This is a genomic window from Candidatus Pantoea deserta, from assembly GCF_003813865.1.
In the GTDB taxonomy this organism is placed as follows: domain Bacteria; phylum Pseudomonadota; class Gammaproteobacteria; order Enterobacterales; family Enterobacteriaceae; genus Pantoea; species Pantoea deserta.
On record NZ_RMVG01000003.1, the window covers coordinates 50,285 to 73,143 of the forward strand.

Below are 22,859 nucleotides of genomic sequence, written 5' to 3' on the forward strand. Positions count from 1 at the left end.
AGGAGAACAACATGAGTCAGACACAACGCCAGCTGCGGCTGGGAGCCATTATTCAGGGCGCATCCGGCAATATGTCCGCCTGGCGTCATCCCGATGCGGTGGCCGACGCCAGCATTAACATTGATTACGTGCTGGATCTGGCGCGCAAGGCGGAGCAGGCGAAAATCGACTTCCTGTTTGTTGCCGATGGTCTCTACATTACGCCTCAGTCGATTCCCCATTTTCTTAACCGCTTCGAGCCGATTACGCTGCTGTCGGCGCTGTCGCTGGTGACGAAACAGATCGGACTGGTCGCCACGCTCTCGACCTCTTACAGCGAGCCATTTACCGTGGCGCGTCAGTTCGCCAGTCTCGATCACCTCAGCGGCGGCCGCGTCGGCTGGAACGTGGTGACCTCGCCGCTGGAAGGCTCAGCGAAAAATTTCTCGCGCGCCAGCCATCCTGCCCATGACGAGCGCTATCGCATCGCCAGCGAATATCTTGAAGTGGTGAAAGGGCTGTGGGATTCGTGGGAGGCGGATGCTTTTGTGCGCGACAAGGCCAGCGGCCAGTTCTTTAACCCTGACAAACTGCATACGCTGAACCACAACGGGAAATACTTCTCGGTGCAGGGACCGCTTAATGTGGGGCGCTCGCCGCAGGGGCGTCCGGTGGTATTCCAGGCGGGCGCGTCAGAGGCGGGGAAAGCCTTCGCCGCCGAAGCCGCCGATGCCATTTATACCCGGCAGGAGACGCCGGAGCTGGCGCGCGAGTTTCGCGAAGACGTGCGCCGTCGGCTGGTGGCGCGCGGCCGCAACGCGGATGACATCCGCGTGTTCCAGGGCATCAGCGTGATTATCGGCGACACGGAAGCCGACGCGGAGCGCCGCTATCAGCAGACCGCGGAACTGGTCACGCTCGACCAGGCGCTGGCCTATCTGGGCCGCTACTTCGAACACCACGACTTCAGCCAGTACGATGCCGATGCGCCATTCCCGGATATCGGCGACCTTGGCGAAAACAGCTTTCGCAGCACCACCGACGCCATTAAGCGCAATGCGCGCGCGCGCGGCCTGACGCTACGCCAGACGGCACTGGAAGAGGCGACGCCGCGTCCTACCTTCCTCGGCACGGCGCAGCAGGTGGCCGACGGGTTAGCCGAGTGGTTCCTCAGCGGCGCGGCAGACGGTTTTGTGGTGCGCGGCGGCACGCCGACGGCGTTCGACGACTTTGTGACCCAGGTTATCCCGCTGTTGCAGGCGCGCGGCATCTATCGGCAGGCGTATGAAGGCAGCACGCTGCGCGAAAATCTCGGACTGGCCGAGCCGGAAAACCAGTTCGCCGGGCGTCGCCAGCAGGTTGCCTGACTTACAGGGTCGTCACGCCGAGCGCGGCGGCCTCTTCCTCCCAGCGCGTGATCTCACGATAAGCCTCGCGGTCCGGCACGGTGAAACCGCTGATAAAGCTGGCGCGCGCGGCCTTTGCTTTCACCAGCCGGGTTAATATCCGCCGCAGCGTTGCCAGCGTCTGCTGATCCGTCCGCACGGAGGTAATCAGCGGCGGCGCGGGGCAGAGCGGGGTTTCGCCGACGATCGCCAGTCCAGCCAGTTCATGCGCGGCATGACACCGCAGCAGCGCCCAGGTCAGACAGTCAATGGCCGCTATATCCGCTTTCCCGGCACGCAGATCCGCCAGCGACTGGCGATGGCTGCCGCTCAGATGGGTGACGCGAAAGAAGCGGCCATTTTGCGCCAGCGGCGCAACCAGATAGCGCAGCGCGTTATAGCCGGAGTGGGAGTCAATGCTGTTAGCCACCGCGCGGCGACCGCGAAAATCCGCCAGCGCGCACGCTTTGTCTGCTTCACGCGCCACCAGCCAGCTGCGGTAGCGCGCCCCGTCGCAGCCAGGCGCGCTAAGCTCAAAGGCGCCGACCAGCTGCGCATCCGGCAACTGCGTCATTAACGGATAGCCGCAGGTCTGGCTTAGCAGCAGGTCGCGGGCGCGCCAGTGCGTCAGCAGGTCGTCGGGCCATTCAACATCCGCCCGTAACCACTGCGCGAGTCTTCCGGTCAGCGCCTGCGTGGCCGGATGGTGAATGTCGTACATCGGTAACGAGAGCCGTTTCATGCTGTAAATCCTGTTGCCTGCCCGGATGGACGTTAACCGCGACCGGTTTCGTCGAAAAGCGCCTGATCCATTCGCCGTAGCCCGCTGCGCGAAACCCCTGGTTGCGCTGATAATAGTCGTCGCGCCACAGCAGATAGACTTTGCGCAGACCATACCACGGCAGGCCAGGCAGATCGTGGTGCACTGCGTGGTAGTTGAGATTAAGAAACAGCATTCGCCATACCCAGCCCGCCTCGTTATTCACCGAACGCGCCAGCGGATCGGCATCCGCCCGGTGTTCATAGAAAGAGCGCACTTTGGTCAGCGCCAGCGCGGGATAGCTCACCGCCAGCACAAACCACAGCGGTGAGAAATCCTGCTGCGCCATCAGAAGAAACAGGCCCGTCAGCAGCGCCAGGTGGATGGCCCACATTGCGATAGCGCGCCAATCACCCCGGCAGAACGCCAGCAGCAGTGACTGGAGCGTCGAAGAGATATCCAGCAGCGGACCCAGCAGCAGGCGCCCAAAAAAGGTATTGCGTAAGTGAACCGCCTGACGCTGCCAGGGGCGTAGCTGCGCCCAGCGCGCGGGTGACAGATACCAGGTTTCCGGATCCTCATCAGGATCGGTCAGGCTGTGGTTACGATGGTGCGCCAGATGCGAATTACGATAAAGCCCGTAGGGAAACCACACCGCCAGCGGCAGCGTGCCGAACAGCTGATTAACACGCGGAAAACGCGTCGGATGGCCGTGAATCAGCTCATGCTGTAATGACATGTACCAGCTGGTAAACAGGATCAGCAGCAGCGTGGCGGGCCACAGGCCCAGCGTCTGCCAGTTAGCCAGCGTGACGAACCAGCCGCCGTAGATAGCGATCATCAGCAGCCACGTTGGAAGTTCGCTGCGCCATAGCCAGCTTTTCTTCCACTGATGGATTTGCGCGCGCTGCTGCGCGCTAAGATACGCGGACGAACCTCTGGACATCGTGACCTGCCAGCCGTGATGGAATTTAGCCCAACATGCGTGAAGGCGGACAAAAAGAGAAAGATCCTGAATCTCTTACTTATGTCGAAAAACTTGATGATACGGTTGAAAACTATTGGCTATCAGTACGGACGCGGCTGACGTAACCTTTGCTTATCGAAACTTATCTCATACGCAGGGCGAAACCTGCCGCGAAAGGAACTGAATGATGAAAAAGATTGGCTTCTTATCCTTTGGTCACTGGACCCCGTCTTCCCAGTCCGCCACCCGTTCGGCGCAGGACGTGCTGTTACAGTCTATCGATCTGGCCGTCGCCGCCGAAGAACTGGGGGCTGACGGCGCCTATTTCCGCGTGCACCACTTTGCGCGCCAGCTCAGCTCGCCGTTCCCGCTGCTGGCGGCGGTCGGCGCGCGCACCAGCAAAATCGAAATCGGCACCGGCGTGATCGATATGCGCTATGAAAACCCGCTTTATATGGCCGAAGACGCCGGCGCGGCGGATCTGATCGCCAACGGTCGTCTTCAGCTCGGCATCAGCCGGGGTTCGCCTGAGCAGGTGGTAGAAGGCTTTCGCTACTTCGGCTATGCCCCGCAGGAGGGCGAGACCGATGCCGATATGGGGCGTCGTCATACCGAGGTCTTCTTAGACGTGCTGCGCGGCGAAGGCTTTGCCAAACCCAATCCGCAGCCGATGTTTCCAAACCCGCCGGGCCTGCTGCGCCTTGAACCCTTCTCCGAAGGCCTGCGCGAGCGTATCTGGTGGGGTTCCGGCTCCAACGCCACGGCGGAGTGGGCGGCGAAAATGGGCATGAACCTGCAAAGCTCCACGCTGAAAGACGATGAGACCGGCGAGCCGTTCCACGTTCAGCAGGCGAAGCAGATCCGCGCCTATCGTGAAGCCTGGAAAGCGGCGGGGCATACGCGGGAGCCGCGCGTGTCGGTCAGCCGCAGTATCTTTGCGCTGGTGAACGACATGGATCGCGCTTATTTTGGCCGCAGCGGTCAGGAACAGGATTCCGTCGGCTTCCTCGATGAGAAGACGCGCGCCATCTTCGGCCGCAGCTACGCGGCGGAGCCGGAGAAATTGATCAAACAGCTGGCGCAGGACGAAGCGATTGCGGAAGCGGACACCCTGCTGCTGACGGTGCCGAACCAGCTGGGCGTCGAGTACAACGCGCACGTGATTGAGGCGATTCTGAAATATGTCGCGCCAGAGCTTGGCTGGCGCTAAGGGTGAAAACGGCGGCTGAGGCCGCCGTTTTTCTGTGCGTTTTTAACCCGACTGCTCTGCCTTTTCCAGCCTGCGCCCGCCCGCTGCTCCAGCGCAAAACAGCGCCACCACCACCAGCGCCAGCACGGGCAGCATCGCCATACGCAGTCCGGCGTGTTCGCCAATAAAGCCCAGTCCCGGCGGTCCCACCAGAAATGCCAGATAGCCCAGCGTTGCCGCGATGGTGACGCGAATCGCGCTGTTGTCGCCATCGCCTGCCGCGGAAACCGTCAGCGGGAAACCGAGCGATGCGCCGATGCCCCAGAACAGCACGGCGGCGGCGGCCAGCCACTGATTGTCGGAGAAAATCACCAGCACCAGGCCAAGCGCGGCGGAAAACGCGCTGGCGCGCAGCATCCAGACGCGACCAATGCGATCCACCACATAGCCGCCGAGAAAACGTCCCAGCGTCATACCGGCGGTAAAGCCAGCGTAGACCAGCGTGCCCTGAGTATGATTCAGATTATGACCGTCGATCATCAGCAGCGGCAGCCAGTCGTTGGCGGAGCCTTCCGCCAGCGCCATCGCCAGAATCACCACGCCCAGCACCATGAGCTGTCGATCGCGCAGCTCGCGCCCGACCTGCGCCATAAAACTGCCGCTGTGCGCCTGCTCGCTGCGCTCGCTGTCGCTGGTGCGGGGCAAATGACGCAGCGCCACGGCGGTAATCAGCACATTGACCAGCAGTACGGCGGCAAAGTGCCAGCTGGTGCTGATGTCGGTTGCGGTCATTGCTAACCCCGCCAGCGCGCCCGCGAGCGTCCCCAGGCTAAAAAAGCCGTGAATGGTGGTCATAACAGAGCGGCCCAGCGCGCGTTCAAACGCCGCGCCTTCGACATTAATCACCACGTCAATCAGCGCGGTGCCGCCGCCCAGCAGCACTAGGCTGGCAAATACGCCGGAAGCCGTCGCCAGCGCCAGGCTGATGGACATCAGCACCAGTCCGAGCAGCAGTATTGCAATGCCGGCGCGCATCACGCGCTGGGTGCCGAACTGAGCAACCAGCTTACCGGCCAGCAGAACGCCCAGCATAGAGCCGCAGGAGAAACCAAACAGGATCATGCCCATCAGCTCGGTCGAGGCGCTGAGCGTGTCGCGCATAAAGGGGGTGCGGCTCACCCAGGAAGCCCAGGTAAAGCCGGGGATAAACATCAGGCCAAAAATCGCCCATTTGCCACGCAGCTGTTGTTGAGGATTCATTAAGGCTCACCGTTGTCGTACATTTGTACGAGAGCATAATACATAATGTCTCACTCGCTAACAGCGAGGCGAAAATTTATTCTGGCTGACCGGCGATATTGCGCACCGCGCGCAGGATTGCATCACGGCTGATGGGGGTGTCATTCAGCAGATTATGAATGGTAAAACCTTCGATCAGCGCATCCAGCGCGCAGGCGGTTTCCATGGGGAAAAACAGGTGCAGCGATTCGCGGCTGCGCGACATCCACTGTTGCAGCAGCTGGCGAAACGGCTCTTTGCGCGCGGCCAGCGAATACAGCTCAAAGCTTAAGATCAGGTGGCGCTGACTGGCCCAGACGTCGCCGCAGATCAAATCCACTACCGCTTCGCAGGCGGCGTCGCGATCGGCCGCGCGCTGCATGCGCTGGCGAAAAGCCTGCGCGATAGCGTCAACCATATGGCTGAAGGCGGCCATCAGCAGCAGATCGGTTTGCGGAAAATGGTAGGTGAGGGTGCCGGGCGACAGGCCCGCCCGATCGGCTACCCGTCGATAGGTGGTGCCGCGCACGCCTTCACTGACGATCACCGTCAGCGTCGCATCCAGAATGTCGCTTTTAATATCCCTGCTCACAACCATTAACCCGTCTCTTTCTGCTACAAAACAGGGCAAGAATAACCTGTATGGCCTGGCAAAGCCCAGATACATCTGTGCAGCGGTGCTCACTCCCGTTATTATTCCACCTGTGAGTGATAACCAGATGCAGGGAGGCGCTATTAACAGCACAGGGATAATTATCAGTGACGGAGAGGTGCGCCGGTGAACGCCTCTGCATCACGTCATGCCTTTCATTACGTTCCGTTCCGCAACCTGTTTTTCGCCCGAACGCTCACGGTGCTGGGCAACAGCGTCGCGCCCGTGGCGCTGGCGTTTGCCGTGCTGGATATGGGCGGTTCCGCTGCCGATCTGGGGATAGTGGTCGCCGCGCGCTCGCTGTTTAACGTGGTTTTTTTGCTGTTCGGCGGCGTGCTCGCCGATCGCTACTCCCGCAATCGCGTGCTGCTGCTGTCGTCGGCGGTTGCCGCGCTGTCGCAGAGCGGCGTCGCCTGGCTGGTGCTGGACGGGAGCGCGACCCTGAACGCATTAGCCCTGCTGAGCGCGGTGAACGGCGCGGCGGCGGGCATTGCGCTGCCTGCCTCTTCCGCGCTGGTGCCGCAGACCGTGCCTGCCCAGAAACTGCGTCAGGCGAATGCCTTTATTCAGTCGGGGGTCTATGCCGGGACCATCGTCGGCGCGTCGCTGGGCGGTATTCTTACCAGCGCCGTCGGCGCAGGCTGGGGACTGGCGGTTGATGCGCTGGGCTTTGCCATCGCCGCGCCGCTCTACTTTTCAGTTCGCACCGGCGTACAGCTTGCAGGTTCGCAGACAACGCTGTGGCAGGATCTACGCGACGGCTGGCGGGAATTTACCTCGCGCAGCTGGGTCTGGGCAGTGGTGGCGCAGTTTGCCGTGGTCAACGCCGCCTTTACCGGTATGGTAATGGTTCTCGGCCCGGTTATCGCTGACGACTCCTTTGGTCGCGCGCGCTGGGGCATGATGATTGCGGCGCAGAGCGTCGGGCTGATTCTGGGTTCCTGGATGGCGCTGCGCTGGCGTCCTCGTCGCGCGATGCTCGCCGGGGTCATGCTGGTGGCGCTCTGCGTTCTGCCCATTTTGCTGCTGGCAGAGGGCGCGCCTGCCGTCTGGCTGATGATCGCATTTTGCGTGGCGGGCATAGGGTTCGGCCAGTTTGGCGTCGTCTGGGCACAGGCGCTGCAAACCCATATACCGCGCGACCGGCTGGCGCGCGTCTATGCCTATGATGCGATGGGATCCTTTATCACCATTCCACTGGGCGAGCTGGCGGCCGGGCCGCTGGCGATGCAGTTTGGCAGCAGCGCTGTGCTTGTCACCTGCGCGGCGGCGGTGCTGGCGGCGACCGGGGCCGCCTGTCTGGTGCCGTCGATTCGGGGGTTAACGCAGCGGGAATAGCCAGAAGAGAACAGCAAAAAGCCCGCTCAGGTTTCCCTGAGCGGGCTTCTCTAAATATGGCTCCTCTGACTGGACTCGAACCAGTGACATACGGATTAACAGTCCGCCGTTCTACCGACTGAACTACAGAGGAATCGTTTGAACGGGGCGCATATTATCGACCTGCCTCTGCCTTGTCAAAGCTCTTTTTCACAAAAACGTTCAACTGCTGAAATAAGCGTCAGGCCACCAGAGGCGACGGCGACGGCCTGCGGCGCAGCGAGAAAAATATTTTTCTATTCACGGCAGGGATGGAACGAAAAAATCTTTTCGACATCAGCGTGGCTGAGCCTTAACCGCCGAGCATTAACCCCCTTTAATAAAGATTTCAAAGCGGCTCACACTTCTCAGCGCTGCCGTTTGCTTGCGCGTTTTGCGAAACGTATATTCCGAGATATGCAAACAATGAAATATAAGGGCAGGCGATGAATAAAGTCAGAATCGGCATGATCGGCAGCGGTTATATCGGGCGTTGTCACGCCATCGCCTATGCGCAGGCGCCCACCGTCTTCGCGCTGAAAGGGGAAATCGTGCGGGAAATGCTGGCGGAGGTGAACCCGACGCTGGCTGAGAAACAGGCCGCCGCCTTTGGTTTTGCCCGCTCAACCGGTGACTGGCGCGAGCTGGTGCGCGATCCTGCTATTGACGTGGTGGACATCTGCGCACCCAACTTTTTGCACAAGGAGATGGCGCTGGAGGCAATTCGCCACGGCAAGCATGTTTATTCAGAAAAGCCGCTGTCGCTGTCGGTAGCGGATGCCGAGGAAATGGTGAAAGCCGCACAGGCCGCTGGCGTGAAAACCCTGGTGGGTTTTAACTACATGAAAAATCCTACCAGCCAGCTGGCGAAAGAGATTATCGCGCGCGGCGAAATCGGCGAGGTGGTGCACTTCTACGGCACCCATAACGAAGACTATCTGGCGAAGCCGGAGACGCCGCTTGACTGGCACTGCCAGAAAGCGCTGGCGGGTCTCGGCGCGCTGGGCGATCTGGCGGCGCATATCGTCAATATGGCGCACTACCTGGTGGGGGAGATCGACGAGGTGAGCGGCGACATGATGACGGTGATCAAAACGCGTCCCGACGCGAAAGATCCCAGCCGCCTGCTGCCGGTAGAGAATGAAGATCAGGCCAGCGCGCTGCTGCGCTTTCGCAACGGCGCGCACGGCGTGATTGAAACGTCGCGAATCGCCTGCGGCAGTAAAATGGGCCTGACCTATGTGGTGACCGGCACCAGAGGCGCGCTGCGCTACAGCCAGGAGCGGATGGCGGAGCTGGAACTCTATCTGCATGATGAACCGGCGGGACGTCAGGGATTTAAAACCATTCTGACCGGTCCGGCGCATCCGGATTATGCGAACTTCTGCGTGTCAGCCGGGCACGGCATCGGTTTTAACGATCAAAAAACGGTCGAAATTCGCGATCTGATCAACGGTATTGCGGCGGGGGATCGTCTGTGGCCTGATTTTGCTGAAGGATTGCAGGTGCAGAAAGTGCTGGAGGCGATTGCGGTTTCTGCCGCAGAGCGACGCTGGCAGGTGGTTTAAGGGAGCAGGGCGCGCGGCCCGTTAAGACTGCGCGCCTGAAAGGCTAACCCGTGGCTTTTTCCCACCACAGCTTGTCCAGCGCATAGTAGCGGTCGCGCTCGCTCTCCGGCTGCTGCAAATCGCGCTTCCACGGCTTCGCCAGAATATAGTGCAGGTTCTTTACCTCGCTCTCCTTCCACATGCGGCTGTGCTGGAAAGGCAGCGTTTTCAGCGCGTTGTAGATATAAGAGAGCGGCTGCCAGCGTCCGGCGAATGCTTCGTTCAGCAGGTCCTGCTCCGAGAAGGGATACGCCTTTAAATCTTCAATCGCGGCAATGCGGTTCGCCAGCTGCTCAAAGATGACATTATCCGGTTTCAGCACCAGAAAGCCGCCGTTGAGGTAGTTATCCAGCGAGGCGGGCGCAGGCTCGCCGCGCTCCTGCCAGGTGTAGTGGCAGTTTTCCGGCTGCCAGCTGGCGGGATAAGAGGCAATCTGGTTAGGGTTGCAGCGGCAGGCGTGGCAGGCTGCCAGCAGGTTGTCGCCCAGATCGAGTGTAAACAGCTCATCCATGTTTTGTAGTACCAGCATATCGGCATCGAGAAACGCCACGCGCGCGTAGTCGGTTAGCTGCCAGGCGCGCAGCTTGGTCCAGACTTCGCCAAACTGTGCCGACGCGTAATGCTGCTCCAGCTCGCGGTTGGGGTAAATCGGCTCGACCGGGTGCACCACGCAGCCTTCAGCCTGCAAGGCTGCGCGGTCCGCCAGCGGGATCGCTTCGGTGGTCATCACGACAAGCGGCCAGCGCGTGCCGCTCTGCTTTAGTGAGCGGTGCAGCGCCTTTACGCCCACCAGATAGTCAGGCTGCGTCAGCAGTGTAATCCATGCAAACATGGTTCTCTCCCTGTAAAAGTCAGTCAAAAAGCGCGGTCAGATAGTCGTTGCTGAAGCGGCGCTGCGGATCCAGTTCGCTGCGCAGCGCGCGAAAATCGTCCCAGTGCGGATAGAGGTCGCGCCAGGCGTAGCGGCTGGCGTCATAGTATTTGCCCCAGTGCGGGCGACCGCCTTCTTCCGCCAGCAACTTCTCCACCTCGGTAAGAAAGTGCAGGCCATCCTGCGACAGCGAGCCGTCGTCAGCGTAATAGACCACAAAGCCAAAAAAGCAGGTCGGCTCGCCATAGGCCGGGCTGAGCCAGGCGTCTGACGCGCCGGTGCAGCGCAGGATAATCGGGTAGTGCATATGCGGTTTTTCCGCGGCGTACCAGCGCTTGATTTTGCTGATAACGGCAGGGGTGCGCGAAAGCGGCACGCCAATTTCAACGTTGATTTGCGGCACCGCAATGCCGCGGCAGAACAGCTGGTAAATATCGCCGGTCACGTCGGTAAAGTCGCGAAAGCGGGTAACGGTGCGGAACTGCTTGCCGCCTTTGCCATGGATCTGAGTATCGCGGTGCATCTGCTCCAGCGTCTGATCGATGGTGCTGTTCAGACTGTCGTCGCCTTGATCGGTGTGCTTTACCACCTCGCGACCGTTGCGCTGCCACTCTGCGTTTTCCTGCTCGCTGGCTTCGTTCGCGTTCCAGACGTGCATCAGGTTGTCGTCAACGAACCACCAGGCCTTGCTCAGCGCATACTCCTGGTTCCAGCGCAGCAGATCCTGCTCAAGGTTATCCGCCGACACGGCGTTTTTATGGCAGGTATAGATGCGGAACGGCTGGGTACGCAGCGTCACGGCGGTCACGATGCCGAGCGCGCCCAGCGTGACCTGAGTGGCCGGAAAGTCCGGCTCGCCGCGCGTAAATTCGCGTACTGACCCGTCGGCCAGCACCATGCGAATACGCAGCGCCTCGTCCGCCAGCGAGCTTTGATGCAGCCCCTGACCGTGCGTGCCGGTCGCCATCGCGCCCGCCAGCTTCTGAACGGCAATGACGCCGGGCGAGGCAGCCAGCATGCGATCCATTGCGGTCAGCTGAATATAGACGTCGTTGAGCGTGGTGCCTGCGCCGACGGTAATGCTGTCGCTGTCCTGCGCCAGCAGGCCAGAGAGCGCGCTGATATCCACCAGCACAGCTTCTTCGTCGACACACAGCATACGGCCCGGCGACAGGCGGCTGCCGACTACGCGCACGCGACCTTGAGTATTCCGCAGCAGCTGTTGTAATTCCGCCTCGCTGCGCGGCTGGTGTAACCGCTGACGGCTGCCAACGCGGGCGTTCTGCGCCCAGTTCCACAGCGCGTCATCCTCGGCGCTGAGGGTAGTGTTGCGTAGGGGATAACGTTCGACGTCTCTGCTCACGACTGCGTTCCTGTGTTGAGATCTGAGAAATAATGTCAGTTAAGCGTAGCCCATCGCAGCATTGTCGCTTCCCTTAGGCCGTTTTACGGATGTAACGCAGCGTCGCCGTCACCGCCAGCTGGCGATTGCGGCGGATACTCTCTTCTTCGCTGTTATCGGGGCTGAACAGCGCGTTAAAGGTGTAGCGATTAGAGACGTGATGCACACAAATACTGCTGATCAGGCGGTGCACGTCGATGGTCTCTATTTCGCGAATAAAAATACCCTGCTGCTGGCCGCGCGTCAGGATCGCCTCCAGTACGTCAAGGGCGCTGCGGTTCAGCGCCTTAATGCGCGGCGACTGGGAAATATAGCGACCGCGCAGCAGGTTCTCCGTGCACACCAGCCGCATAAAATCGGGATGGGTGACGTGGTAGTCAAAGCTGGCTTCCACCAGCTTGCTCATTGCCAGTTCTGGCTCCATCGCCGCCAGGTTCAGGCCGGTTTCATGCTGACGGATCGCCTGATAGACCTGCTCCAGCACCTCGATATAGAGCTTTTCTTTGCTGCCGAAATGGTAAACCACCATTCGTTTGGTGGTCTGCGCATTCTCCGCAATCTGCTCCAGACGTGCGCCCTGCATGCCGTATTCGGCAAAGGTCGTCAGGGCGCCGGCAAGGATGCGTTTTTTTAGCCCTTCAGGGTCATTTTTTCGTTTTGGGGTGGTATCCGACATAGTGCTCAGTAACAAAGAGAGTCAAAACGGCATGGTAGCACAGCCTGACAGCAGGATTTGGCGACGCGAGCGGCAACCTGTTTATATGCATTTCAGGAATAGCATTGCCGTATAAATCATAATGCAGATATAAGCAACTGCGTATACTGCGGCTATCTGTCGTTACGACAGTCAATCTTAACTTTAGCGACTATCACTTTTGGGAAGCAAATTTATGCACACACGTGTGGCTGTTACTAAAAATAAACTTTTGTCTGTTACCGCCGCCGCGCTGCTGCTGGCCGGTAGCGCTCTGGCCCCTTTTGCCGCCGCCCAGGCCGCGGACAAAACCTCCGTCAAAGTGGGAATTATGAGCGGCGAAGATGAGGATGTCTGGCGCGAGGTGGTGAAGCAGGCGGCGGCAAAAGGGTTAACGGTAAAAACCGTGGTTTTTAACGACTATAACCAGCCAAATGAAGCCCTGCAGAATGGCGAAGTGGACGCCAACGCCTTCCAGCATCAGCCTTTCCTCAACAACCAGATCAAAGTTAACCACTACGACATCGTGCGCGTCGGCGACACCGCCGTATGGCCCATCGGTCTCTACTCGAAAAAAGTAAAATCCGCCGCGGAGCTGAAAAAGGGGGCGGTGATTGGCGTACCGAACGATCCCTCTAACGAAGCGCGCGGGCTGGTTCTGCTTGAGCAGCAGGGCGTGATCAAACTTCGTCCGGGGGCAGGCATCGCGGCCACCACCGCCGATATTACCGATAACCCGCGCCAGGTTCAGATCAAAGAGCTGGACTCCGGCATTATTGGCCGCTCGGTGCCCGATCTGGATGCGGCGGTGGTCAATACCGACTGGGCGCTGAAAAGCGGTCTGACTAAAGAGGACCGCATCGCTCAGGAGCCGGTCAAAGACAACCCTTACAACAACTTTATCGCGGTGAAAAAAGAGAGCGTCGATGCGCCCTGGGTTAAAACCCTGGTGGCCTCTTACCAGAATGATGCGGTAAAGAAAGTGTTTGATCAGGTTTACAAAGGCACCGGCCTGACCGCCTGGTAAGGATAGCGAGCATGACGGTATTTTCAGAGGCAGCCGCGCCTGGCGCGGTGATGCGCGGCGTCGCCGAGGGCGCGCAGGATGTCGCCGCAGCAGGTGACAGCGTGGTGCGCCTGCAAAATGTGTCGCGCCGCTTTGGTCAGACGCAGGCGCTAAAAGCAGTGTCGCTCAGGGTGCGTAAAGGCGAAATCCTCGGCATTATCGGCCGCAGCGGCGCGGGGAAATCGACATTGATCCGCTGCCTTAACGGGCTGGAGCAGCCCGATGAAGGCGTGATTGAGATTGAAGGGCAGCGGATTACCGGTCTGTCGGAGAAGCAGCTGCAAAAGGTTCGCAGCCGCGTCGGCATGGTATTCCAGCATTTTAATCTGTTGTCGGCAAAAACCGTCGCGCAAAACGTGGCGCTGCCGCTGAAGATCGCCGGTATGCCAAAAGCCCAACGCGCCCAGCGCGTCGCGGAGCTGCTGGAGCTGGTAGGGCTGGCGGATAAGGCGCACCACTATCCGGCGGCGCTGTCGGGCGGCCAAAAGCAGCGCGTCGGCATTGCGCGCGCGCTGGCCGCCAGCCCGGCGCTGCTGCTGTGCGACGAGGCGACCTCCGCGCTCGATCCTGAAACTACCCGCTCTATTCTCGCGCTGCTGAAATCGCTGAATCAGCGGCTCGGCATCACCATTTTGCTGATCACCCATGAAATGGAGGTGATCAAATCGGTGGCGCATCGCGTGGCGGTTATCGACGCCGGGGAGATCATCGAGCAGGGTCCGGTGTGGCAGGTGTTCGCGCATCCGCAGGCGGCGCTTACGCGCACGCTGCTGCGCGGGCTGTTGCCGCAGCTGCCCGACTACCTTGCTGCCCGGCTGAGTCAGCAAAAGCAGGGCGAGGCGATCTATAGCGTGCACTTCGCCGGGCAGGAGGCGCAGGGCGAACTGCTGACGCGCTTTGCCTGTGCCTTGCCCGGTGCGTTTCGCCTGATCCAGGGCGGCATCGACCATATTCAGCACTATGCGGTGGTGCGCTTCTTTATTGCCATTCCGGCCAGCAACAGCGCCGATGAGCAACGGGTTCTTGCCTGGCTGCATCAGCAGCAGGCTCAGGTAGAAAAGGTGGGTTATGTCGCCAGTGATGATTGATCTGCTGCTGAACGCGCTGTGGGAAACCGTCATTATGACGGCAATCTCCGGCCTTTTTTCGCTGCTTGCCGGGTTGCCGCTTGGCCTGATTCTGGTGATGACCAGCCCTGGCGGCATTGCCGAGCATCGCGGCGTCAATCGCGTGCTTGGCCTGATTATCAACGGCTTTCGTTCTCTGCCGTTTATTATTCTGCTGGTGGCGCTGATCCCTTTTACGCGCTTTCTGGTGGGGACGTCGCTGGGAACCTGGGCGGCCATTGTGCCTTTGTCGATCACCGCTACGCCCTATTTTGCGCGGGTCGCGGAGGTGTCGCTGCGCGATGTCGATCGCGGACTGATTGACGCCGTACGCGCGATGGGGGCCAGCAAGCTGCGTATCGTCTGGGACGTGCTGATCCCTGAAGCCTTGCCAGGCATTCTGGCCGGTTTCGTGGTGACGCTGGTGGCGCTGATTGGCGCGTCGGCGATGGCTGGCGCGATTGGCGCAGGGGGGCTAGGCGATCTGGCGATTCGCTATGGCTATCAGCGCTTTGATACCGCAGTAATGGTGGCGGTGATCGCGGTGCTGATCGTCCTGGTGTGCGGCATTCAATGGCTGGGCGACCGCCTGGTGACGCGCATCGACAAGCGGCGCTAGCGCGCTTGTGCTTTTTCCCGCAATGGATAGCACTATTTCTTTTTAAACATCAGCGCGCTACCGGCATAAAGTACCGGCAAACAGTTGTTTAATCCGTCAAGGAGTGAGCCATGCATCTTGCCCGTTTTCCTCGCCTCTCGCTGGGCCATTTTCCCACGCCGCTGGAGCCGCTGCACAATCTGACCAGATTGCTGGGCGGTCCGCAGCTGTGGATTAAGCGAGATGACAGCACCGGTCTTGCCACGGGCGGCAACAAAACGCGCAAGCTGGAGTTTCTGCTGGCGCAGGCGCTGGCAGAAAAGGCGGACACGGTGATTACACAGGGGGCAACCCAGTCTAACCATGTCCGTCAGACTATCGCGGGCGCGGCGCGTCTCGGCCTGAAAGCCCATGTATTCCTCGAACAGCGCGTCAGCGACTACGGCGAAGCCTATCAGCGCTCCGGCAACGTCCTGCTCGACAGGCTGCTAGGCGGCGAAATCATCGCGCATCTGCCCAATGGCGCAGATATGCAGCAGGCGATGGAGCAGCACGCTGCGCAGCTGCGTGAACAGGGGCATCGCCCCTACGTTATCCCCGGCGGCGGCTCGAATCCGGTCGGCGCGCTCGGCTATGTCGCCTGCGCGCAGGAGCTGCTGTGGCAGTCAGCGCAACAGCGGTTGCGCATCGATCATGTGGTGCATGCCACCGGCAGCAGCGGCACCCAGGCGGGTCTGGTCGCCGGTCTGTTCGCCAGCAACAGCGCTATTCCGGTGCTGGGTATCAGCGTGCGCGCGCCGAAAGAGAAACAGCAGCAAAACGTCTGGAATCTGGCGTCGCAGACGCTGGAACTGCTGGGCGTCGCGCAGCCGCTGCCGCGTGAGGCGGTGGTCGCCAATAGCGACTACGTGGGCGACGGCTACGGCATTCCTGCGGCGAGCACGCTGGAGGCGTTGACGCTGCTGGCGCAGCATGAAGGCATCTTGCTCGACCCGGTGTACTCCGCCAAAGGCTTTGCCGGCCTGATCGATCTGATTCGTCAGGGTCATTTCCGCCAGCATGAGAATGTCGTGTTTATCCATACCGGCGGCGCGGCAGGGCTGTTTGGCTATCAGCAGCCGCTGGAGAGCGCGTTCACCCATGGCTAAGCCGTTTCTGCTTGGCGTACTGGGCGGCATGGGACCCCTCGCCGCCGTCGATTTTCAGCATCAGCTGCTGCAGGCGGTGAACAGCCAGAGTGACCAGCAGCAGATCCCGATGGTGGTATGGAATGTGCCGCAGATCCCCGATCGGCAGCAGGCGCTGGCGGGCACCGGCCCGTCGCCGCTCCCGCAGCTGATCGACGGCATTGAAAAACTGAACCGCGTTGGCGCGAGCCATATTGTGATGGCCTGCAACACCGCGCACCACTGGTTTGAGGCCCTACAGGCCGCCAGTCAGGCGCCGCTGCTGCATATCGCCGACGCCACGGCGGAGGCGGTCGCCGCGCTGTCGCCGACCTCGGTGGGGCTGATCGCCACTCAGGGTACGCTGGACGCGGGCTGGTTTCAGCAGCGCTTCGCGCGCCACGGCATTGAGACGCTGCTGCCGACGGCGACAGAGATCAGGGACTATTTTGTGCCGGGCTGCTACGCGGTAAAACGCGGTGAGGTTGCGGCAGGCGGCGAGCTGCTGGCGCGCCAGGCGCAGGCGCTGCTGGATCGCGGCGCGGAACGGCTGGTGCTGGCCTGTACCGAAGTTCCGCTGGCGCTGCGAGCGGCAGACTGGCAGCCGCCGCGTAAGGCAATCGATCCGGCAGAGGCGATGGCGGCGCTGTGCGCCAGTCTCTGGCAGCAGCAACAGACTCTTTTTTAATTACAACATACTTTAATCACGTCACGCGTTCAGCGCGTGCGACGGCATGCTTTTGCCTGTCGTCAGGACATTCACAAGGGAGACGCTATGAAAAAGCAGTGGGGATTATTACTGGCCGCCAGTCTGATCAGCGGTTTTAGCTACGGCGCTACGCCGGATGAAGTGCGTATCGCCTACAGCGGCGGCTCGCAGGTGCTGATGCTGGCAAAAGCCGACGGCTCGCTGGAGAAAGCTTTTGGCACCAGAGTGAACTGGGTACAGTTCGCTTCGGGGGCGGACGCGCTCAATTACTTCGCCAGCAACGCTATTGATATTGCTAACTTCGGATCCAGTCCGGCGACGGCCGGCATCGTGCGTAAACTGCCGATAGAAATCGTCGGCGTTTCTGGCGTTATCGCCAGCTACGAACGGCTGATCGGCAAAGAGGGCATCAGGGATCTGCGCGATCTGGAAGGCAAGCGCGTTGGCTATCCGCCCAATTCCACCTCACAGTACGCGCTGGACGCAGCGATTAAGGTCCATCATCTGGATCGCAGTAAAATCACGCTGCTGCCGCTGCGTCCGGCGGAGATGGTCGCTGCCTGGAAGCGCGGCGATATTGATGCGGGCTACGTCTGGGCGCCATTTGCGCAGGAACTGGAGGCGGCAGGCGGTCATCAGGTCTTTGCTACCAAAGATCTGCAAAAAGATGGCTACCTGATTTACAACAACTATGCGGTGCGTAAAGCCTTTGCCGAACAGTATCCGCAGATCGTCACTGAGTTCCTGCGCGTGCATCAGCAAAAGGTTGACGACTTCCGTAAAAATCCTGAGCAGGCGGCGGCAACGGTGGCGAAAGTAGTGGGCGCGCCCGTGACGACGGCAACCAATACTCTCTCCGGGCTGGAGTATCCGTCGCTTCAGGATCAGGCGACCACGGCCTGGCTGGGCGACGGTAAAGATGCCGACGCCAGCGGCATCGGCAAGGCGCTGAGCAAAACGGCCAGCTTCCTCGCTGAAACCGGCGAAGTGCGCCAGCGTGATATTCCGGCGCACTGGAATGCCGCTATCAATCCAGGTTTCTTACAGCAAGCAGCACACGCCGCGCCATGAAACTCCGGACAAAAATGAGCATCAGCGTTATCTCCGTGACGCTGTTTTTTCTCCTGTGGCAAACGGCCGCCGAACGGCAGTGGGTCGATCCGCTGCTGCTGCCGTCGCTGAGCGACATCGGTATTACCGCGCAGGAACTGGTCAGCGACGGCTATCGTCAGGTGCCGCTGTGGCAAAACATCGCCGTCAGTCTGGCTCGCTCGCTCGGCGCGTTTGCCTGTGCGATTGTCCTTGGCGTGCCGCTTGGCCTGCTGATGGGCATGTCGGAGCCGCTGGCGGCGGCGCTCAATCCCTTTGTGCAGTTTCTGCGTCCGCTGCCAAAAATCGCCCTGATCCCGCTGGCGGTGGTGTGGCTCGGTATCGGCGAGGCCTCAAAGTTCTTTCTGATCTTTATCGCCACCTTCCTCAGCGTAGTGGTGGGCGCGCACGCGGCGGTAGAGCGACTGGCGCGCGCGCGGATTCGCGTCGCGCAGACGCTGGGGGCATCGCCACGGCAGATTTTTCTGCGCGTGGTGCTGCCGGACACCTTGCCTGACCTCTTTACCACCGTCAGGCTGTCGGTCGGCATCGGCTGGACCTCGCTGATCGCCGCGGAAATGGTGGCCGCAAACTCCGGCCTCGGCTGGATGGTCATTAACGCCAGCGCCTATCTGCGCACCGATATTGTGATGCTGGGTATATTGCTGCTAGGCGGCATTGGCTATCTGCTGGATCTGCTGCTGCTGGGATTACAGCGCTGGCTGGTGCCCTGGGCGGGGAGAGACGCATGAGCGAACATATTTCACTTCAGCAGGTTACGCTGCGCTTTGCTGCGCTGACGGTGTTGCAGGAGATCGATCTCAGTCTGGAAAAAGGAGAGTTTGTCGTGCTGCTGGGTCCCTCCGGCTGCGGCAAATCCACCATCCTCAATCTGCTGGCGGGATTTACCCAGCCGCAGCAGGGACGCGTGCTGTGCGGCGGCGAACCGGTACGGCGGCCGCATCCGTCACGCGGCATGATTTTTCAGCAGCCGAATCTGTTTCCCTGGCTCAGCGTGCTGGAGAACGTCACTTTTGGACCGCGTCTGCGCAAGCATAACCGGGCGGAAGTGGAGTCCCGCGCCCGTGAATGGCTGAAGCGCGTCGGGTTGGCCGGTTTTGAAAATCACGCGCCCTGGCAGCTTTCCGGCGGCATGAAACAGCGCGTGGCGCTGGCGCGCGCCTGGCTGCCAGGCCCAGAGGTGCTTTTACTGGATGAACCCTTCGGCGCGCTTGATGCGCAGACCCGAATGATGATGCAGGAGCTGCTGCGCGAGGCCTGGCTGGCCACAGAGACCACGCTGCTGTTTGTGACTCACGACGTCGAAGAGGCGCTGTTCCTCGCTGACCGGATTCTGGTGATGTCGGCGCGTCCCGGACGCATCGTTGACGAAATCAGGCTGCCGTTTGGCCGCCAGCGTAACATCGAAACCCTGGCCAGCGAGCCGCACTACAGCGACATCAAACGCCATGTGCTACAGCGCGTGCGTCATGAGGCGAAACGTCATCTGACGCCCTTCACCGAGGAGGAATAATGAGCCTGAATACGCTCCGGCAGCGGCTTGAAAACAGTCTGGAACAGCATGGCGCTCGCTATGTTGAGGTGGCGAAGGCCATCTTTAATCGACCTGAAACCGGCAACAACGAATACTTTGCCAGCCAGCAGCTGACGCAGCTGCTGGCGGCGCAGGGTTTTTCCGTTACGCGCAGCGTAGCCGGACATGAGACCGCGTTTTACGCCATTAAGGAGAGTGATAAGCCTGGCGCCACGGTGGCCTTTCTTGCTGAATATGATGCGCTGATCGGCATCGGTCATGCCTGCGGTCATAACCTGATCGGCGTAACCAGCGTCGCTGCGGCGATTGCGCTGGCCGAGACGCTGCCGCAAACCGGCGGCCGGGTAGTCGTGCTGGGAACGCCTGCGGAAGAGGGCGGGCTGGCGGGGCCTGGCGGTCCAAAAGGAAACGTTAAAAAACGCTTTGTCGACGCGGGCCTGCTCGATGGCATTGACGCGGCGCTGATGGTGCATCCGGCGGGTAAAACCCGCCTTACTGAGACGACGCTGGCGAACAATCATCTCTATTTTCACTTCTACGGCACGCCTTCGCACGCCGCCAGCGCGCCGCACAAGGGCATTAATGCCCTTGATGCGCTGGTGTTGCTCTACAACGGCATCAGCGTGCTGCGTCAGCAGTTGCCAGACGGCGTGCGCGTGCACGGCATTATTACCAACGGCGGCCAGGCGCCCAACGTCATTCCTGAATACGCCGCAGCGCACTATTACATCCGCGCCGACAGCCGTGAGCAGGTAGAAGCGCTGGAACCGCGCCTGCGCGCCATTGCCGAAGGCGTGGCGCTGGCAACCGGCACGCGCGTCGAAATTGATCATCAGACCGGCCCGCGCGACTTTCAGCTTAATCCGGCGCTGGATGCGCTGCTGCTGGAGGAGCTGACGGCGGCGGGCGAGCAGGTGGATGTTTCGCCCCAGACCAGTAAGGTCTCCACCGACGCGGGCGACATCAGCCATGCGGTGCCGACGGCGCATCCCTGGCTAAAAATCGGCTCCGACGATCTGATTTTTCATACGGTGCCTTTTCGCGAGGCGGCAAATTCCGAACAGGGCTATCAGGCGCTGATCACGGGCGCGCGCGTGCTGGCGCGCACCGGGCTGCGGCTGTTAACCGACGCCGACGCGCTACAGCGCATCAAGGCGGATTTCACTGCGCAGCAGAGGAGACTATCGTGACGCAACCCATTCGCAGAAAACTCAAAACGCTGGTCGGCGCGGCCAGCGTCGTGGCGGCAGGCAACGACAGCGCGCCGGACATCGGGATTAAACGTGCTATTGCGCTGGCGAAGATCGCGGAGCGCGAGAAGATTACCGGCCTGTTTACCGCTGACCTGTTACAGGCCGATCCGGCCGGGCTGGCGGGAACCACGGGCAGTCAGGATCCGCTGATTACGCTGGCGGCGCTGAGTCAGGCCACCTCGCATATCGGACTGATTGCCACCGTCAGCACCAGCTGGCTGCATCCTTATCATCTGGCGCGGCAAATTGGCACGCTGGATCACCTGAGCGGCGGACGCGCGGGCTGGAATGCGGTGACCTCATCGGTAGGTGAAGAGAATTTTGGCGAAGGCGAACTGCCGCCGCCGGAAGAGCGCTACGCACGCGCCAGCGAGTTTATTGAAGTGATCAATGCGCTGTTTGCGGCTAACCAGCCCGATGCGGTACAGCGCACGGCAAGCGGCGGCATTAAAATCGATCCGGGGAAACTGCATGCGATTAACTATCGCGGCGACTATTTTCAGGTGGCCGGACCGCTCAACGTGCCGCCGCCGCCTCAGCGCCGCCCTGTGCAGTTTCAGGCCGGACAGTCGGACGCCGGCGTCTCGCTTGGCGCACGCTTTGCGGAGGTGATTTACACCTCGCAGCCGACCTTCGATGCGGCGCAGTCATTTGTCGCCGACGTGCAGCAGCGAGCGCGGCGCTTTGGCCGCCAACACAACCTGCCGCTCATAATGAACTCTTTCCATGCCATTATCGGCGACAGTGATGCTGACGTGGCGCGCCGCCTGCGCGAGAAGCATGAGCGTATCAATTATGAGCAGGGCAGGCTGCGCGTGGCCGATATGCTGGGCGGTAACCTTGATCTGAGCGATCTGCCGCTTGACCGTCCGCTGCCCGCCGCGCTGATCCCGGAGCTGGGGCAGGTACATCGCCGCCAGGGCCGCGCCGCTATCTTCCGGGGCTTTGCGCTGGAGGGGCTGACGCTGCGCGAGCTGATTATTAAAGCGGAAGAAACCGGGCACTGGTTCACGGCGGGAACGCCGGAAATTCTGGCCGATGCGATTGAACAGCGCTATCGGGCGGGCGTGCTGGATGTAATATCTCTGCATGGTCTGGGTCAGCCAGACCAGCAGGACTTACTGCTCAACGGACTGTTGCCTGAACTGCGCAGACGCGATTTGCTGGACAGTGACTATGTCGGCGAGGATTTTCGATCGAGCCTGGAGCTGTTACCCCTGCCGCAGGCCTGACGCCGCCGCTGCGTTTCAGTCTGCTTATGTTCCCGCTGTTCACGTGAACCGCGGGCATGTTCCTTTAATAGCCTGATTTTGCGGCCTGGGCTGAAAAAAAACTGATTGTTTGCAGTCCCAATGATGAAACTGCACAGCGCTTCTCAGACTTCACCGGTTATCCAGATGACCTGCCTGTTCCCACCCATCACACTCCGGTTATGGCTTTACATCTTTATAGGTTGCAAGCTATATTTGTCAGGAGGACGCGTGTGGGTAATCAAAACCACGGACAGATTTGATAGCTGGTTTACCCGGCTGTGCGATAGCGATCGCGCCAGTGTGCTGGCTGCCATGATCTCCCTTCAGGAGAGAGGGCCGGGTTTACCCAGGCCCTGGGCTGATACGCTGAAAGGCTCTCGCTATGTCAATATGAAAGAGCTGCGTATTCAGTGCCGGGGTTATCCCGTTCGCGCCTTTTTCGCTTTCGATCCTGACCGGACGGGAGTGTTGCTCTGTGCCGGTCATAAATCAGGAAATGAAAAACGGTTTTACGAAGTGATGATCCCCATTGCCGATCGGGAATTTACGCACTGGCTTAAGGGGCTGAAACAGAAGAGGTAACAGGGTGGGCAGAACACTTAAACAACTTATTGCGGATGAAAAGCCGGACGTGGTTGCTGAAGCACAGGCCATCGCATCGGATATATTGCTGAATATTCATCTGGCCGAGCTGCGCGAGAAAGTGCAAAAAACTCAGGTTGAGATGGCGCAGACGCTGGGCATCAGGCAGCCCACCGTCGCCGGTATGGAAAAACCGGGGCGAGACATCAAACTCTCTACGCTGAAACGCTATGTTGAAGCGACGGGCGGCAAATTACGTCTGGATATTGAACTGCCGGACGGCACCCATTATGCCTTCTTCGTGTAAAACGCGTTGAGTTAACGCGCTTTCTGACCGAGGGC

23 protein-coding genes and 1 tRNA gene are annotated in these 22,859 nt (G+C 60.5%); 16 read left to right on the plus strand and 8 right to left on the minus strand.

The window, feature by feature from the left end; translation table 11 throughout:
* Positions 1–11 precede the first annotated feature (11 nt).
* Positions 12–1,346, plus strand: coding sequence for an LLM class flavin-dependent oxidoreductase (locus tag BBB56_RS05315; protein WP_123799533.1), 1,335 nt, complete (start codon positions 12–14; stop codon positions 1,344–1,346).
* 1 nt (position 1,347) lies between these two features.
* On the opposite strand, the gene BBB56_RS05320 is transcribed toward BBB56_RS05315, so the two are convergent.
* Positions 1,348–2,106 carry a phosphate/phosphite/phosphonate ABC transporter substrate-binding protein gene (locus BBB56_RS05320; protein ID WP_123799535.1) on the minus strand — a complete coding sequence of 253 codons (759 nt, stop codon included), beginning with the start codon at positions 2,104–2,106 and terminating at the stop codon, positions 1,348–1,350.
* Positions 2,012–3,070, minus strand: coding sequence for a fatty acid desaturase (locus BBB56_RS05325; RefSeq protein WP_123799537.1), 1,059 nt, complete (start codon positions 3,068–3,070; stop codon positions 2,012–2,014). Before BBB56_RS05325 ends, BBB56_RS05320 begins: the two co-directional genes overlap by 95 nt.
* Before the next feature lie 208 nt (positions 3,071–3,278).
* Between BBB56_RS05325 and BBB56_RS05330 the strand changes: the two genes are divergently transcribed.
* Positions 3,279–4,301: an LLM class flavin-dependent oxidoreductase gene (locus BBB56_RS05330; RefSeq protein ID WP_123800335.1), complete on the plus strand. Its 1,023-nt coding sequence runs from the start codon at positions 3,279–3,281 to the stop codon at positions 4,299–4,301.
* A gap of 42 nt (positions 4,302–4,343) precedes the next feature.
* On the opposite strand, the gene BBB56_RS05335 is transcribed toward BBB56_RS05330, so the two are convergent.
* Both BBB56_RS05335 and BBB56_RS05340 read right to left on the minus strand, forming a co-directional pair.
* Complete coding sequence (locus BBB56_RS05335) at positions 4,344–5,540, minus strand: MFS transporter (protein ID WP_123799539.1); 1,197 nt, start codon at positions 5,538–5,540, stop codon at positions 4,344–4,346.
* Positions 5,541–5,616: 76 nt separating this feature from the next.
* Entirely contained in the window at positions 5,617–6,156 is a 540-nt protein-coding gene (locus BBB56_RS05340) for a TetR/AcrR family transcriptional regulator (protein ID WP_123799541.1), read from the minus strand.
* 180 nt (positions 6,157–6,336) lie between these two features.
* Here BBB56_RS05340 and BBB56_RS05345 point away from each other — a divergent pair, with 180 nt between their 5' ends.
* Positions 6,337–7,548 (plus strand): MFS transporter, encoded by a 1,212-nt coding sequence (locus BBB56_RS05345; protein WP_233592990.1) that lies wholly within the window; start codon positions 6,337–6,339, stop codon positions 7,546–7,548.
* Positions 7,549–7,605: 57 nt separating this feature from the next.
* Here BBB56_RS05345 and BBB56_RS05350 read toward each other — a convergent pair.
* A tRNA-Asn gene (locus BBB56_RS05350) sits at positions 7,606–7,681 on the minus strand.
* Between the two features lie 331 nt (positions 7,682–8,012).
* Here BBB56_RS05350 and BBB56_RS05355 point away from each other — a divergent pair.
* Positions 8,013–9,134, plus strand: a complete 1,122-nt coding sequence (locus BBB56_RS05355) for a Gfo/Idh/MocA family protein (protein WP_123799543.1) — start codon at positions 8,013–8,015, stop codon at positions 9,132–9,134.
* A gap of 43 nt (positions 9,135–9,177) precedes the next feature.
* Here BBB56_RS05355 and BBB56_RS05360 read toward each other — a convergent pair whose 3' ends face one another.
* The 3 genes from BBB56_RS05360 to BBB56_RS05370 form a co-directional block, all read right to left on the minus strand.
* A complete protein-coding gene (locus BBB56_RS05360; RefSeq protein ID WP_123799545.1) occupies positions 9,178–10,005 on the minus strand; it encodes a glycosyltransferase family 8 protein in 828 nt (275 codons plus the stop codon).
* 19 nt (positions 10,006–10,024) lie between these two features.
* A complete protein-coding gene (locus BBB56_RS05365) occupies positions 10,025–11,407 on the minus strand; it encodes a D-arabinono-1,4-lactone oxidase (RefSeq protein WP_123799547.1) in 1,383 nt (460 codons plus the stop codon).
* Between the two features lie 73 nt (positions 11,408–11,480).
* Positions 11,481–12,122, minus strand: a complete 642-nt coding sequence (locus BBB56_RS05370) for a TetR/AcrR family transcriptional regulator (RefSeq protein ID WP_123799549.1) — start codon at positions 12,120–12,122, stop codon at positions 11,481–11,483.
* Positions 12,123–12,336: 214 nt separating this feature from the next.
* Here BBB56_RS05370 and BBB56_RS05375 point away from each other — a divergent pair, with 214 nt between their 5' ends.
* The 12 genes from BBB56_RS05375 (at position 12,337) to proR (ending at position 22,824) form a co-directional block, all read left to right on the plus strand.
* Complete coding sequence (locus BBB56_RS05375; protein ID WP_123799551.1) at positions 12,337–13,167, plus strand: MetQ/NlpA family ABC transporter substrate-binding protein; 831 nt, start codon at positions 12,337–12,339, stop codon at positions 13,165–13,167.
* An 11-nt stretch (positions 13,168–13,178) separates the two neighbouring features.
* A complete protein-coding gene (locus BBB56_RS05380) occupies positions 13,179–14,294 on the plus strand; it encodes a methionine ABC transporter ATP-binding protein (protein ID WP_123799553.1) in 1,116 nt (371 codons plus the stop codon).
* Positions 14,275–14,931 carry a methionine ABC transporter permease gene (locus BBB56_RS05385; RefSeq protein WP_123799555.1) on the plus strand — a complete coding sequence of 219 codons (657 nt, stop codon included), beginning with the start codon at positions 14,275–14,277 and terminating at the stop codon, positions 14,929–14,931. The genes BBB56_RS05380 and BBB56_RS05385 overlap by 20 nt, the downstream gene beginning before the upstream one ends.
* Before the next feature lie 110 nt (positions 14,932–15,041).
* Positions 15,042–16,058, plus strand: a complete 1,017-nt coding sequence (gene cuyA / locus BBB56_RS05390; RefSeq protein WP_123799557.1) for a D-cysteate sulfo-lyase — start codon at positions 15,042–15,044, stop codon at positions 16,056–16,058.
* The gene (gene cuyB / locus BBB56_RS05395) at positions 16,051–16,764 is read left to right on the plus strand and encodes a cysteate racemase (RefSeq protein WP_123799559.1); all 714 of its coding nucleotides are present in this window, start codon (positions 16,051–16,053) and stop codon (positions 16,762–16,764) included. Before cuyA ends, cuyB begins: the two co-directional genes overlap by 8 nt.
* Positions 16,765–16,851: 87 nt before the next feature.
* Positions 16,852–17,856 carry a taurine ABC transporter substrate-binding protein gene (locus BBB56_RS05400; protein ID WP_123799561.1) on the plus strand — a complete coding sequence of 335 codons (1,005 nt, stop codon included), beginning with the start codon at positions 16,852–16,854 and terminating at the stop codon, positions 17,854–17,856.
* A gap of 14 nt (positions 17,857–17,870) precedes the next feature.
* Complete coding sequence (locus BBB56_RS05405) at positions 17,871–18,626, plus strand: ABC transporter permease (RefSeq protein ID WP_370661848.1); 756 nt, start codon at positions 17,871–17,873, stop codon at positions 18,624–18,626.
* Positions 18,623–19,408, plus strand: a complete 786-nt coding sequence (locus tag BBB56_RS05410) for an ABC transporter ATP-binding protein (RefSeq protein WP_123799565.1) — start codon at positions 18,623–18,625, stop codon at positions 19,406–19,408. The genes BBB56_RS05405 and BBB56_RS05410 overlap by 4 nt, the downstream gene beginning before the upstream one ends.
* The gene (locus tag BBB56_RS05415; protein ID WP_123799567.1) at positions 19,408–20,619 is read left to right on the plus strand and encodes a M20 family metallopeptidase; all 1,212 of its coding nucleotides are present in this window, start codon (positions 19,408–19,410) and stop codon (positions 20,617–20,619) included. Before BBB56_RS05410 ends, BBB56_RS05415 begins: the two co-directional genes overlap by 1 nt.
* Entirely contained in the window at positions 20,616–21,914 is a 1,299-nt protein-coding gene (locus BBB56_RS05420) for an NtaA/DmoA family FMN-dependent monooxygenase (RefSeq protein WP_123799569.1), read from the plus strand. Before BBB56_RS05415 ends, BBB56_RS05420 begins: the two co-directional genes overlap by 4 nt.
* A 249-nt stretch (positions 21,915–22,163) precedes the next feature.
* On the plus strand, positions 22,164–22,517 hold the full coding sequence (locus tag BBB56_RS05425; protein ID WP_123799571.1) for a type II toxin-antitoxin system RelE/ParE family toxin: 354 nt from the start codon (positions 22,164–22,166) through the stop codon (positions 22,515–22,517).
* Between the two features lie 4 nt (positions 22,518–22,521).
* Entirely contained in the window at positions 22,522–22,824 is a 303-nt protein-coding gene (gene proR, locus BBB56_RS05430) for a transcriptional regulator ProR (protein WP_123799573.1), read from the plus strand.
* The last annotated feature ends 35 nt before the right edge of the window (positions 22,825–22,859 follow it).